Consider the following 14,925-nt stretch of genomic DNA (forward strand, 5'->3'; position numbering starts at 1 on the left):
CACAAAATTTCGCTCACATTGTTTTTATAGAAATTCTAGTCTTTTTAACCAAAAATCTATTTAGCTAAATATCAGATTGTTAAATAAAATAATATAAGTAAAAACTGTAAAATGAATGATTTTTTTTGTTAACTTTATTGTTAAAATTATTGTCAATAAAAACTAAAAAAATAAATCTTATGAAAAAATTATTTTATTTGTTGATAGTCCCATTTTACACGTTTATATTGAATGCGCAAATTGTTGCAGAAGCCACTCCAAAAGATAGTCTAATAGCCGTAGAAAATAATACAATTAATTTGCAAAATGAAACATTAGACAATTTGTCGTGGCACGGAAGACGTTTTAAAGTTACCGCCGGTGTATTTTTTCCTACTAACAATACGGAGGTAGAAGTAGGAAGCAACAATGGTAATTTCGGAAATTTGATTGATTTTGAAAAAGATCTTGGTTTTAAGAAAAACACTAATTCATTTACAGCTGCATTTGAGTGGAGAATCTCAAGAAGATCAAGACTTGGAACTGAATATTTTTATTTGAAAAGAACGGCTAGTAAAACCCTTCAAAAAGAAATTGAATTTGGTGATCACACGTATCCTATAGACGCAAGGGTTGCGGCTTTTATGAACAATGAAATTGTACGTGTTACGTATGGTTATGCAATTATATCTAAACCAAAATATGAAATTGGAGCGCTTATAGGTGCGCACGTTTTGTTAGGAGATGTTGGTTTAAGACTTGAAGGAAATACTCAGGCAGTCGAATATAGAGACAATTTTGATTTTACGGCTCCGCTTCCTGACCTTGGGCTTTGGGGAGAATTTGTGTTGGGAAGAAAAGTTGGTTTGTACGCAAACGTGAACTATTTTGCCATAAAAATTAACGATGTCGACGGTAGACTTTGGAGTTATAATCTTTCTGTTCTTTATAATGTATACAAAAATTTCAGCTTAACTGCAGGATATACAGGCCTGAACATTAGAGTCGATGTAGAAAAAGCAAGACTTAACGGTTTCTTTAAATGGGGTTATAACGGCCCTACGCTTGCTGCAACGTATTCTTTTGGCGGACATGTTAAGTTTTATAAACATTAGTTTTGAGGTGCTAAGGTTCTGAGGTGCAAAGGTTCAAAGGTTTTTACATTGAAACCTGAGACTTGAAACCTGAAACCTGAAACCTGAAACAAAAATAACAAACCCGACACCTTTTAAAGATGTCGGGTTTATTGCTCAAACTTAACTCAAAATAAACTTAAACTAACTTATTTCTGTAGTGGAGAAAATTTTATAGCTGTTCCTCCTCCAGCTGCGAGTTTAATATCTAATATTGTTTTACTATTTACTTTTTGTTTTGAAATCGTTACCGGATACGGATTTGTTTTGTAGTTCGCTCCTGCTCCATCAGCATAAATTTCGGCTTCGTATTCTTTTCCTGCGTCTAGAAATGATAATGTTACTTTTAGATCTCTGGCATTGCTGTTTGTTATAGAACCTAAATACCAGTTTTTCTCGTCCCAGTCTTTTCTAACAATTGTGGTATATTCTCCAATTTTAGAATCTAAAACTTTAGTTTCTGACCAATTGCACGGAACTTCTTTTACAAATTGAAATTCAGGTTTTCCTTCGTAATTTTCAGGTAAATCTGAAGCCATTTGCAACGGACTAAAAACAATTACATACAATGCCAATTGATTGGCTAATGTTGTTTGTACTCTGGCTCCGGAAGGTGTTTTATAATCAAAATTGAAATTCCCGGGCGTATAATCAAAAGGTCCGGAAAGCATTCTCGTAAAAGGCAAAGTCGTTAAATGTTCCGGTGTATTTCCTCCATCTACAGACCACGCATTATATTCCTGACCTCTTCCGCCTTCCTGTGACATAAAGTTTGGATAGGTGCGTTGTATTCCTGTTCCTTTTATAGGTTCGTGATTATCAATCATAATATGGTATTTAGCCGCCGTTTCCATTACTTTTCTATAATGACGCGCTCCATATTGGCTGTCGTGCCATTCTTTTTTATCTAAATATTTATTTACGTAACCCGTTTTTACGGTGTTTACGCCCATTTTATGATACAATTTAAAAGCATCTTCTAACTGGCTTTCGTAGTTTTTTGTAGCACCTGCCGTTTCGTGATGTCCAATTAAGCGAACATTTTTCATGGCAGCATATTTGGTGATTTCTTCCAAATTAAAATCAGGATACGCTTTTACAAAACTAAATGCAGATCCGTCAGCAGTCCAGTCGCCGTCCCAACCCTCATTCCAGCCTTCTACAAGAACACCGTCAAAATTGTTTTTCGCAGCAAAATCAATATATTCTTTGGTGTTTTTAGTTGTTGCACCGTGTTTTGGTCCTTGTCCCCAAGTGTATTTTTCTAAATGCATTCCCCACCAGATTCCGATATATTTTGAAGGCGTGATCCACGAAAGATCATCTATTTTTGATGGTTCGTTTAAATTTAGCATAATCGTAGAAGTTGCTACTTCTCCTGGATTTTTGCCAACAATAATAGTTCTCCAAGGTGTTTTAAAAGGCGTTTCTGCATATACTTTTACACCATCGGCCCACGGCACTAAATCACTTTTGTATTGTTTGTTATTTGTTTTTAATAACGTCATCGAGGCAAAATCGGTTAAATTGGCTTCGTGAATTGCTACAAATAACTTCTCTTTGGTTTCAAAAGTGGCCGGCGTATTAATCGTATCGGTTTTGCTTGTTGGCGTTTTGCGATACGTACTTTCGTAATAACTGTTTTCGCGATGCACGGGAATCCACCACACATCATTATCTGATTTAAAAGTAAACTGTGTTATTTCATTCGAAATTTTGACTTTACCTAAATGAGGCTGTTTTGGAAATTCATATCGAAAACCAACTCCATCGTCAAAAACCCTGAAAATAATATCAACCAAACGTTCTTCTCCTTTTGACTCTTTCAAATGAACAATCAATTCGTTATGGTGATCTCTTACTTTTTTAAATTCTCCCCAAGGTTGTTCCCAGGTTTCGTCAGCTGATTTTTCTTCGGTGGAAACCACTTCAAAACCATCTGTCATTTTTGGAATTCCCTGAAATTCAAATCCTAATAAAGAAGGTTCTATTACCGATTTTCCGTTAGAAGTAAAACTATATTCAGGCTGACCTGAAGCGGTTAGCTCAAAAACTAATTCTGTATTTTTTCCAGGCGAAGCGATTTTGTATATTTTTTTAGTACTGAAACTGCAGGCACATACCAACATCGATGTAAAAACAATCAGGCAGTAGCTATATCTTATTTTTTTCATTATTTAATTGTATTAATTACAACTCTTATTTAATTTCATTTATCAATTCTTTTGCTTTTACTGGTTGCATCGAAACAAAATAATTAAAAGCCTGGTCTAATTTTTTCTGGGCATCGGCATTGCCTTTCTTTTCTATTCTTAGGTTGTATAGTTTACTGATTTCTGTAAAAAATGATTCGGTATTTTTAACTCCCGCAAAGGTTTTTACTTTCTCGATATACTTGTAACCAAATTCTACTGTTGGTTCAAACATGGTTCCTTCTCCAAAGTCGTTCCATGTAATCAATTGCAGATAATTCAGATTTGCATTTTTAGCTAATAAAAGGGTTTCATCAAGTGTTGCTCCGTTGTTATGTTCAATCGTCCAACCAATAGCTGCTCCGCCTCCGCCTGCTGCATAAAAATCTTTAAAACCGGGATAAGCGCTTCCCATTGCAACACCTAATTTTGGTTTTGTATTGGTATAGAAATTGGTTAAAAAACTGTTGTCTTTATAAACCCATGCATATTCTCCTGATGCATTTACTCCCGCTTCTACAGATTGATCCCAAAGGGTTAAAAAAGCAGGTTTTGTGGTTAAAGTATTAAAAACATTTGTCCATTCTGCCGGAGTTTGCAATACAATTGGACCAAAATTAAGCAACAATGGTTTTCCGTTTATTTTGATGTAATTCGCATCATCAAAATAATTTTTCTCCATATAAGCCAAATCGGTTTTAGCAGCGCCGGTTACAGAAATTGCTTTTCCGGCATCGACTGCGCTTTTGGTCACTCTGTCTTCATACACAATGGCATATTCTAAACCTACTTTATCTAACATTGCGATAAGCTGCTCGGTATTTTCTTTGACCATTCTGTAATCGTAAACATCAAATGTGCCGTACCAATCGATTAAAACTCCATCAATTCCTGAATATTTCATCAATAATAAATGATTTTCGATCACATTTTTATCGCCGGAATGATACGGACCAATTAGCGGATAATAATACGATGCAATTTCTCTGCGATTGTTTGCTCCAATGTTGTTCGGGTTTTTATTGGCCATTGTCCAGTGATATCCCCATTTTTTATCGGCACTGCTTTCATTGGTTTCAAACCAAGGCATATAGTGCACGTAAATTTTGGTGCTATTTGTTTTTTCAATCGCGACGGGTTTAGCTGCTTCCGATTCTGGTGTATCTGAATCTTTGTTATCGTTGCTGCAACCAGCGACGAGCAAAATATTCATTATCCCAAAAAACAATAATGTGATATATCTTTTCATATTGATGTACTTTTTATTTTATAGTTTTTTTGTCACAGATTTAAATAGATTTAAGCAAATTTTGCAGATTTATTATAATCAAATTTGATCTGCTCTGATCTGCAGAATCTGCGTGAAACCTTTTTTTAATCATTCTAATGCTTTAATCTGTGGCTGAAATTTTCTCTCGCAGATTTTGCAGATCTGGCTGATATATTTTTTGTTATGATTAAAATTATTTCACGCAGATTTGAATAGATTTAAGCAGATTTTGCAGATTTATTATAATCAAATTTGATCTGCTCTGATCTGCAGAATCTGCGTGACACCTTTTTTTAAAATCATTTTAATCTTTTAATCTTTGGCTAAAGTTTTCTCTCGCAGATTTTGCAGATCTGGCTGATTTATTTTTTTAATCCTTTAATCTTTGACTTAATTATTTCACGCAGATTTATTATAAATCATATTAGAACTAAATCTGCTTAATCAGCAAAATCTGCGAGAGACAAAATTTATTTTTAATCGCTTTAATCTTTGACTAAAATTATTTCACGCAGATTTAAATGGATTTAAGCAGATATTGCCGATTTATTGTAAAATATATTAAAATTAAATCTGCGTGAAACTTTTTTTAATCCCTTTAATCTGTGGAAAAAGATAAAAACATGTCAATCTTCCACGATTAACCAACATGGAAGACTGACATTTAAAGCCTAGTTTACAGGATAACCAGGATTCTGCTGAAGGTTTTTATTTGTAGTTAAAACAGTACTCGGAATCGGGAAAATTGCTCTGTATTGTTCTGTTGCTCCTTTTTCCCACCATGGCTGAAAGAATGTTCCAAAACGAATGTTGTCTGTTCTTCTTCTTCCTTCAAAAGTAAATTCCTTAAGTAATTCTTTATCTATAAAGTTAAGATCTATCGTAGTCGGCATTTCTTCTCCGGCACGCGCAGTTACTTGTTGCAGAAACGGTTTTGCCAAATCTGCAGATCCTAAACGAACGTAACATTCGGCTTGCATCATTAATATTTCGGCATAACGAATTAGCACAAAATCGTGATCACGTTCCCACATTTCTCCGGCTTTCATTTCGTATTTTCCTAAACGAACACCTTGATTTTCTTTCGCATCGGCAACACTTGTTACTTCTTCAGTATAGGTTAAAGGTTCTCCGTTATCCATCATAATAACTTGTCCGGTTGCTAAGTTTATCTGATCTCCGGCTACCATGCATTTTTTTCTTTTATCTGTATCGGCAAATTCAGAATAAACGCCTGGTTGTGCACACATTCCGTTAGCACTCCAAGGATAATCTCCTATGGCAGAAATCGTTAATTTATGCAGGTAATGACAAGACATTGATGACATATAGTTTCCTACTGTTCCTGCTTTTGAATCGTATGGAATGGCAAAAATAATCTCTGGCGATTTTTCATTTTGGGTTGCAAAATTGGCAAAGAAATCCGGTGTTAAAGTATAACCTGTAACTTTCTGACACATATTGATGCAATCCTGCCAACGCGGTGTTCCTATAAAAGCCTGAGAGTTTAGGTACAATCTTGCCAACACAGAATACGCAACGTTTTTAGTGAATTTTGAATAAACAATATTTGTGGTTAAATGCGGAATAGCATCCAACAATTCTTTCTCTACAAAATCATAGACTTGTTTTCTTGTTGAATTTGATGGTAAAGCAGTATCTTCAAAATTAACTACGATTGGCACATTTCCGAATAAATCTAAAAGATTATAATAGTAATACGCTCTTAATGCTTTTAGTTCTGCATAAATTGGCGCTTTTGCGGCATCTGTCAATGATGATTTATCGATTTGATAAATGATCGAATTGATTTTTGCAATTCCGGTATAATTGTAACGCCAAGCCGAAAGAATCATACGATTATCTGCTTTCCAGGTATGTTTTTGCGCATCCTGATATTGTCCGCCATCGTACCAGTTTGTTCCTCTTGTTGGAATCGTTGCTTCGTCAGAAACTGTTTCATTCAAAAAGAATACGTATTCGCAAGTTGGATAATTATTTGATATTCCATCGGCAAATCCTCTTAATGAAGAATAAGCTCCACCTACAAGCGCATCAATTTCTTTAGGAGTGTTTCCAAAATCTCCATCTTCTACTCTATCATATAAATCTTCATTTAAATTGGTACATGATATCGTAAAAAGCATGCTCATCAATATTGCTGCTGTTATTTTGATTTTCATTTTGTATATTTTTGAGTTAATCGCTTAGTTATTTAGCGTAAAATTTAATCCAACAGAAATTGTTGTTGGGCGTGGATAGTTGTTATACCTGTCAATTCCCGGAGCTGCTAATCCGGTTAAATCCATAACTCCGGTTTGATTTATTCCGTCCTGAGCATTTAAACCAATTTCCGGATCAACGCCTTTATATTTGGTAAATACGGCAAGGTTTTCTCCCATGAGATAAACTCTCAATTTTGAACCTTTGTATTTCAATGGTAAAGTATACCCAACAGAAACGGTTTGAAGTCTGAAAAAAGAAGCATCTTCTAACCAGTAATCTGAATATTTTGGTGCCGAAGTAATTCCGCTTCCCAAGAAATCATCCGGAACATTATAAGCCGGTAATCTGTTTGGGTCATTTAACATCATATTGGTTGCGTTTAATGCTTTTTGACCAAACATTCCGTAACCTGAAATTCCAAGATCAAAATTTCCGTACGTAAAATTCATTCCGATACCTAAAGTTAAATCGGGCTGAATATTTCCTAAATCTGTTTTATCAGCATCTACTAAAGCACTTTCTGCCACGACATTTCCTGATGCATTGTAGTATTGTATTTTTCCATTTTCATCCAGTCCTGCATTTTTAAATCCCCAGAACGTTCCAACAGGATATCCTTCGGCAATAATTTGAGAATATTGTCCTGACATTCCCGCTAATCCGTGCAAAGATCCGCTGTAGATAACATCTGTTTTATAAGTAGGATTTGAAAGTTTTTCAATTTTTTGAATGTTGTGTCCAAGCGTTAAATTAGCATCCCAGGTAAATTTATCTCCTTTTATGATGTCTGTATTCAATGTAAGTTCAACTCCTTTGTTTGACATTTCACCAACGTTTGCTAACATTGTTCCAACTAAATAAGGCGGTTGTGGCACTTCATACGTATATAATAAATCTCTTGTTGTTTTAGAATACCATTCGAATGAACCTGTAATTCTGTTAAAAAGACTAAAATCGATACCAATATTTACTTGTTCTGTAGATTCCCATTTTAAATCAGGATTTGGATTTTGTTTTGGAGAATAAGCCAAACTCCAGGTTCCTGTAACAGGATCGTAGTAACTGTCATTTCCAACTCCTAAAATTGAAAGCGATTTGTACTCACCAATTCCGTCCTGATTACCGGTAATTCCCCAACCTACTCTTAGTTTTAAATTTCCAAGCCAGTCTTTAGTCGAAGTCATAAAATCTTCGTTAGAAATTCTCCACGCTGCAGACGCTGATGGAAAAGTTCCCCATTTATTATTTTCTCCAAAACGGCTTGAACCGTCGCGTCTTACAGTTGCAGTCAACAAATATTTGCTGTCGTAACCGTAATTGGCACGTGCATAAAACGAAACCAGATTCGATTTTCCTTTATATGAATACACATCGCCTAAACGATAATTGTAACCTGCGCCTAAATTGTTATAACTAAAAGCATCTGTAACAAAACCAGAACGTTGTGCACCAAAACCTTCGTAAATATTTTCTAAATATGAGTATCCCGCAAGTGCGCTGATATTATGTTTATCGATAACCTTCGTATAATTTACATACAATTCGCCTTGTGCATTGGTATATTCTTCGTATTTTTTTTGTGCATAACCACCTTCTGTTCTTCCTTCAAGAACGGCGTATGAAGGTTTATATGTACTTCCCTGAACGGCATTATGTTCTAACGAAATATTAGCAACTGCAAGAAAATCATGCAAAAATTTAACTTCTGTTTTAAAATACCCTAAAAGTCTGTGTCTTTCGTTATCAACAGTTCTGTTGGTTAAAATTTCAACCGGATTTTCGTAAATATTTCCTCCAACAGAAGAAAAATTTCCATTGGCATCATAAACCGGAATTGTTGGGTTTAAGTTGTAAGCACGCTCAAAAATTCTGTAATCTAATGGATGCCATTTATCGATATTGGCAAATATTCCGATATCGAATTTTACATCTTTATTATCTCCAAGATATTGATATGCGCTAACATTTCCGCTCAATCTTTCAAGACCTGTAGATTTTATAACACCTTCGTTGTTTAAGTATGAAAGTGAAGCTCTAAAACCGCTGTCTGTTTTACCTGAATTAATGCTTAATGTATGTGATTGTGAAATAGCGGTTTGCTCTAATTCTTTTTGCCAATTGGTATTTCCACCATAATCTACAGCATCCATATTTCCGGTTTGACGAACATAACCTCTCCATTGGTTGGCTGATAAAAGATCTAAATTATCGGCGACATAACCCACGCTCGATAAACCGCTATAGGTAACAGAAACTCCTTTTGTTCCTGATTTTGTGGTGATAATAATAACTCCGTTTGCTCCTCTTGATCCGTATATGGCTGTCGCCGAAGCATCTTTTAAAATATCTACTGATTTTATATCTGAAGGCTGAACGATATTAATATCAACGCCCGCAATTCCGTCAACTACAATAAGCGGACTGTTGCTTGCTGTTAGTGAGGTTCCTCCGCGTAAGCGTAAAGTTGAACCTGCTGCAGGATCTCCGGAAGGACGAATAATGTTAAGTCCCGCCACTTTTCCCTGCAAAACCTGTTCTGTAGAAGAAATGGTTCCTTTAACCAAATCATCAGCACTAACGGTAGAAATGGCTCCGGTTAAATCTGATTTCTTTTGGGTTCCGTATCCAACAGAAACAACCTGAACTTCTGCCAATTGATATCCATCATTTTGCAAACGAACATCAAGGTTTGAAGAGGTTGCAGTAATTTGAACCTTTTGTGTTGTTGATCCTATAAAAGACACTTCGATTGCACCTCCTACGGCTACCTCTAAAGTAAATTTTCCATCAAAATCTGTTGTGGTTGCATTTTTTGTTCCCACTTCAATAACTGAAGCTCCGGGCAACACACTTCCTGTATTGTCATAAACGGTACCTGATACTTTCTTTTTTCCCTGAGCAAAAATTCCTGCCGAAAGGAAAAGCATGAAAATCATGAATACCACCGATTTAGTAGTCCACATTTGATGCAGGACTATTTTTTTATTTTTACTATTCATTAGAATTCGTGTTTTAATTTGATAGTGAATTATTTGTCTAAAGTTTTAAGCGGAATCGAAGTGTCCGAAATTGTTTTGTCTTTGTTGTCTTTGACCAAAACATGAATTTCACTTAAATTCGGAATATCCTTAAGTTCCGAAACCAGATTGACAAATCCTTTTATTTCAGCAACTCCACCAGTAAACTCACCTGAAATTATTTTGCTGCCCGCAGTAATCGTGTAAATTAATTTGTTTACGCCCGGTTCGTTATTTTTTCTATAGATTCCCAGAAAATCTTTTTGGCTGATCTGTAAAGGGAAATATCCAAATATTGGTGCTGGCGGCGGTACATAAGCTCCGGCATATAAAACCTGATCCGGAATTGTTCCTGCCCAATCGTCTTTTACCATCAGAAATACTAAGTTTTTCATTTCGTAACCATCCGGGGCATTGTAATAGGTTTTCGGAACTAAATCCATTTTATAAAAACCGTTTCCTAAATCTTTTAGTTTTGTTTTTTCTACAATGTCCGGTAACCATGATTGGTATTCTTGTTTAAGATCCCAATCGTTCAATCCGCTATGCATGTGCACGCTAGTTGCGCCTGCAAAGCCCGGAGCCAGATTAGCATTAAATAAAATACTAACTCCTTTATCCAGTGTTGGTTTTGTTGGATATGCTCTGATTAATTCATTTGCGGTATAAAAAGATGAAAAATCAGTATAAGGCATATTGGCTACTTCACTTTGTTTCGATCCGTTCTTGTTTTTTAAACGAAACCAAAATCCTGCACTCGCTGCAATTTCTGCCGGCGTTTTAGAAAAGTATACTGTTGGTGTTAATGTAAAACTCCAAACTTTGTTGCCAACATAAGTTAGTTTTGCAAAATTAGATGAGTTTTCCCAATTGCCCGCATCCGGTTCAGATGGTGACCAAATCCAGATATAAAGATCTTCAGTTTCAGCAAATGTTGTTCCCGAAAGATCAAAATACCAGGTAACCTGCTCATCATATTTGTACACGACAGGAAATGATGACATTGCACCTACAGCTCCGGTGGTTTCTTGCGCCTGAATGAAATTAGGAACCATCAAAAGGGCAAGTAAAATTGTATATATAATTTTTTTCATATTACTTTTTAATTAATAGCTGTTAATTTGAATACATAAGACGCATAGGCACTTCCGCCGGAAGAATGCACTAATTTTAATTCCATTTCGTCGTTATTTCCCGGAATTGAGGTTAATTTAAGTTCATCTGTTTTTTGCGTTTTTTGGGCATCACTGTACAAATAAATACTTACAGGACCGCTTGCATTTGTTTGCTGAAAATCTGAACTTAATCTCCAAAAGCCTTTAGGAGCAAATAGTGGTGGAACGTCTCCTAAAACTTCATAACTTGTGGGTTGGTTCTTTTCGTCTACGTTGAATTTGATTTTAAAATCTTCGTAGTTAAAGTAAGTACTCAAGTTTTCTTCATGTGGTTCGATGGCATTTACGATTGCAAATTCATCAACCAATTTCAAATTTGTTAATCCCCAATTTCCGTTTACTTTCTCATAAAGGGTAATCGGATCAACATAGCTTCCGTCTTCGGTATTATCACAGCCAATGACTGTTAAACACATGAAAACAGCTAACCAATAAATACTGTTACATTTCATAAATTTGTGGTTTGATTGTTAGTTTTTTTGTCCCAATAAGGACAGAACGAAGCTAGACGTTAAATAAATCTTAAAAAAAATATCTGAGAAAAATCAAGATAAAAATTGAATAAATTTTAATTCAATTAATTGAATATCAATAAATTATAATATTTTTGTTTTTATAAAAATCAAGGTGTTGTTTAGATGAAAAGAGGCAAATATTTAATGGTAAAAATGACAATATCAGAATTAAAGTGTGTATTTTTTTCACTATACATATATATAATTACTTTTTATTGTATAATTGTAAATTATTAGACTACTTTTAACATTTAGAACTCATTTCACACCTATTTTATCTGTTTTTAAATGTGTTTCAAATGAAGTTGAAAAATCCCGGAAGTTGTTAATCAGCAACTCTCAAGCTTATTTTTTGAATTAAAACGAATTAACTCAACAAGACCAAAAAACTATTTTTTACCCTAACCAAAACAAAACCATGCGAAGAATATTAATTCTATATTTTTTCATTGCGGGTTTTTCTCTAACTGCGAAAGAGACCAATCCTGTTCTTGAAGAATTAGATAAAGTGCTTCTTAAAAAAGAGGTTTACTTAAAAAAGAAATACCAAAAAATTGAAGCCTTAAAAAAGAATGTTTCAAAATTTACTTTAAGTCAGAATAATGAACAGCTTTATAATTGTTATATGTCATTGTTTGATGAATACAAATCCTTCAAATACGACTCGGCTTATTATTATTTAGAAGAAGCAAAAGTTAAGGCAATCGTTTTAAAAGATCCTAAATATTTGGCTAAAAGCCGAATTAAAGAAGGTTTTGTACTGCTTTCGTCTGGGCTTTTTAAAGAAGCAATTGATACATTAAATGTTATCGATGACAAGAAACTAGATCAAAAAAACAAATTCGAATATTACTCTATAAAAGCCCGAGCTTATTATGATCTGGCCGATTATAATCGTGATCAGCGTTTTAATATTCATTATGTACAACAAGGAAATCATTTCCTGAAAAAGGCTTTAGAATTAATCGGAACCAATACAAATGAATATTGGGCAGCCGAAAGTTTAAAAAGATTAAAACAGCAAGATTGGCGCGGTGCCGAATTTGCTTTTAGTTACTGGATTAACAATTATAATTTACCTCCGGATTATTATGGTATTGCAACATCAAGTTTAGGCTACATTTATTCGGAAAGAGGATATACTAAAAAAGCCATTTATTATCTGGCTTTGGCGGCTATTGCCGATGTTAAAAATGCGACCAAAGAAACGGTTGCACTTCGAAATTTAGCTAACGAACTCTTTAAAATGGGTTATCTGGACAAAGCGAATGAATACATCAATATTGCGATGGATGATGCTACTTTTTATAATGCAAGGCATCGCAAAATTGAAATTTCATCGATTTTACCGATTATCGAAAAGGCACAATTGAATAATGTAAAAGATAAAAATGACAAGCTTGAAAAGATCATTATTCTCTTAACGATTCTTACTGTAATTATTATTTTATTTCTGATTATTATCTTCAAACAATTGAAAGAAAAGAATAAAGCGAGAAGAATTATGGCTTCATCGTATCAGCAACTTCAGGAAATGAATATTAGCCTGAGTGAAGCAAATGCTATTAAGGAAGAATATATTACATATTTTATTAAAGCGACTTCGGCTTTCATCAATAAAATAGATCATATTCAGAAAAGTACGCTTCATAAAATTATTACGAAGAAAACTGATGAAGTTATTGCAAGTTTAAAGCGTTATAATGTTAAGGAAGAACGCGAAAATCTCTTCCATCAATTTGATGAAATTTTCCTGAAATTGTTCCCCACTTTTGTAACCGATTTTAATCATTTATTTCCGAATGATCATAAATGTATTGTAAAGAAAGGTGAACTTTTGAATACGGAACTTCGCATTTTTGCTTTGTATCGTTTAGGAATTCAGGACAGCAGTCAAATGGCTGAATTTCTGGAACTTTCTGTGGCTACAATTTATACGTATAAAACCAGAATTAAAAGCAAATCAGACTTTAAAGATACTTTTGAAGAAAAGATTATGGCGATTAAAACGATTTGATAAAAAAATAGCCACAAATTCACGGATTTTTATTCATATAGATTTTAAAAATAATTCGTGAATTCGTGGCAAAAACTTTTATTCTGATTCCAATTGAAGAACAACATTCTGATAACGTGTACTCAATGAAAACAATTGCTCAGCAAAAATCATAATTGCTAACGGAATAAAGAAAAATGATATTAAATCTTCTTCGTATAAAAAGTAGGTTGTAACGATAAAAATTCGTCCATATTCCAGATAATAAATCCATCTGCGTTGTTCTAATAGTGCACCGCAATTAACTAGTGTTATTAGAATAAAGAATAATACAAAAACCTTATCGACAATATTTAAAAAATCAAAATAATAAGTAAAAGCAGTTAGCAATAAAATGCAAACGCCTAATTGTATATAAAGATAATTTTTGAATCGCAATCGTTGGTGCGGATTGGCTTTGTCCTGCAGGAAGCGTTTTTCTAAAATTGGCCTAATATCCTGATCCATGTGGGCGGGACTTCCAAAAACAGCTTGCCATTTTGCCTTGAATCCTTCAGAGCGTTTCCATAATTCATATATTTCAAAATAATAATGAAAGTGCTGCCACAAGAAACTATAGCTTTTTAGCGGATGTGTTAAGCCGTATTTTGGTCTTTTTTCTTCTTCCTGGAAAGTTCCAAAAATACGATCCCAAAAAGTAAACATATCACCATAATTTTTGTCGAGATATTTTTCGTCAGATGCGTGGTGAACGCCATGAATTGAAGGCGTTACAAAAACATATTCTAACCATTTTATTTTTCCGATGAGCTGCGTATGTGTAAAGAAGGAATACGCGCCGTGAACAATTAACATAGTAATAACCATAGTTGGATGAAAACCAACAAAAGGGAGTACGCACCAAAATCCTGTTCTGATTATTGCCTGAAAAGTAGTAATTCTGGCTGCAGCGGTAAAATTAAATTCTTCGCTATGATGGTGCACAATATGCGCCGCCCAGAAAAAATTGACTTCATGCCCTAACCGATGGTACCAATACCAGACAAAATCGGTAGCAAGAATTAGTGCAAACCAAATAAAAGCATTGCTCGGAATATCAAAAATTCGGTAATTATCATATATTAAATAATACAACTGATAAAAACTTGCAGCGATAAATAAGTTGATTAATCTTTCTGCAATACCAATACTAATATTCGAAACAGAGCTTTCATAATTGAAAATTTCCGGTTTTTTTCTGCGCTGCGTCAACTTATATTCTAAGAATAAAACCAAGAAAAAAGCAGGCATTGCGAAGGCTAGAAAATTAATATGTTCCATTTTTAAAAATTACTTTTTTGATTCATAATACAAGTAATCACAATCTATTTAATATTTTAAACACATAGAAACATAGTTTTTGTAAACTCAAAAAAGGCGTTT

At 34.3% G+C, this 14,925-nt stretch carries 9 protein-coding genes; 2 read left to right on the plus strand and 7 right to left on the minus strand.

Translation table 11 applies throughout. The features are described from left to right. Positions 1–179: 179 nt before the first annotated feature. Positions 180–1,094, plus strand: coding sequence for a hypothetical protein (locus GKZ86_RS09200; protein ID WP_154782818.1), 915 nt, complete (start codon positions 180–182; stop codon positions 1,092–1,094). A gap of 167 nt (positions 1,095–1,261) precedes the next feature. On the opposite strand, the gene GKZ86_RS09205 is transcribed toward GKZ86_RS09200, so the two are convergent. The 6 genes from GKZ86_RS09205 to GKZ86_RS09230 form a co-directional block, all read right to left on the minus strand. After that, positions 1,262–3,286 carry a glycoside hydrolase family 97 protein gene (locus GKZ86_RS09205; protein ID WP_154782819.1) on the minus strand — a complete coding sequence of 675 codons (2,025 nt, stop codon included), beginning with the start codon at positions 3,284–3,286 and terminating at the stop codon, positions 1,262–1,264. Positions 3,287–3,311: 25 nt separating this feature from the next. Further along, entirely contained in the window at positions 3,312–4,553 is a 1,242-nt protein-coding gene (locus tag GKZ86_RS09210; protein ID WP_154782820.1) for a glycoside hydrolase family 71/99-like protein, read from the minus strand. Between the two features lie 692 nt (positions 4,554–5,245). Continuing rightward, positions 5,246–6,757, minus strand: a complete 1,512-nt coding sequence (locus tag GKZ86_RS09215) for a RagB/SusD family nutrient uptake outer membrane protein (protein WP_154782821.1) — start codon at positions 6,755–6,757, stop codon at positions 5,246–5,248. Between the two features lie 24 nt (positions 6,758–6,781). Next, positions 6,782–9,799: a TonB-dependent receptor gene (locus GKZ86_RS09220; protein ID WP_154782822.1), complete on the minus strand. Its 3,018-nt coding sequence runs from the start codon at positions 9,797–9,799 to the stop codon at positions 6,782–6,784. Positions 9,800–9,828: 29 nt separating this feature from the next. Further along, the gene (locus GKZ86_RS09225; protein WP_154782823.1) at positions 9,829–10,911 is read right to left on the minus strand and encodes a hypothetical protein; all 1,083 of its coding nucleotides are present in this window, start codon (positions 10,909–10,911) and stop codon (positions 9,829–9,831) included. Between the two features lie 8 nt (positions 10,912–10,919). After that, a complete protein-coding gene (locus tag GKZ86_RS09230; protein ID WP_154782824.1) occupies positions 10,920–11,444 on the minus strand; it encodes a DUF5004 domain-containing protein in 525 nt (174 codons plus the stop codon). Between the two features lie 481 nt (positions 11,445–11,925). Here GKZ86_RS09230 and GKZ86_RS09235 point away from each other — a divergent pair, with 481 nt between their 5' ends. Then, complete coding sequence (locus tag GKZ86_RS09235; protein ID WP_154782825.1) at positions 11,926–13,524, plus strand: DUF6377 domain-containing protein; 1,599 nt, start codon at positions 11,926–11,928, stop codon at positions 13,522–13,524. 78 nt (positions 13,525–13,602) lie between these two features. Here GKZ86_RS09235 and GKZ86_RS09240 read toward each other — a convergent pair whose 3' ends face one another. After that, positions 13,603–14,823 carry a sterol desaturase family protein gene (locus GKZ86_RS09240; protein ID WP_154782826.1) on the minus strand — a complete coding sequence of 407 codons (1,221 nt, stop codon included), beginning with the start codon at positions 14,821–14,823 and terminating at the stop codon, positions 13,603–13,605. Positions 14,824–14,925: the final 102 nt, after the last annotated feature.

The organism is Flavobacterium sp. LC2016-13 (assembly GCF_009707955.1).
In the GTDB taxonomy this organism is placed as follows: domain Bacteria; phylum Bacteroidota; class Bacteroidia; order Flavobacteriales; family Flavobacteriaceae; genus Flavobacterium.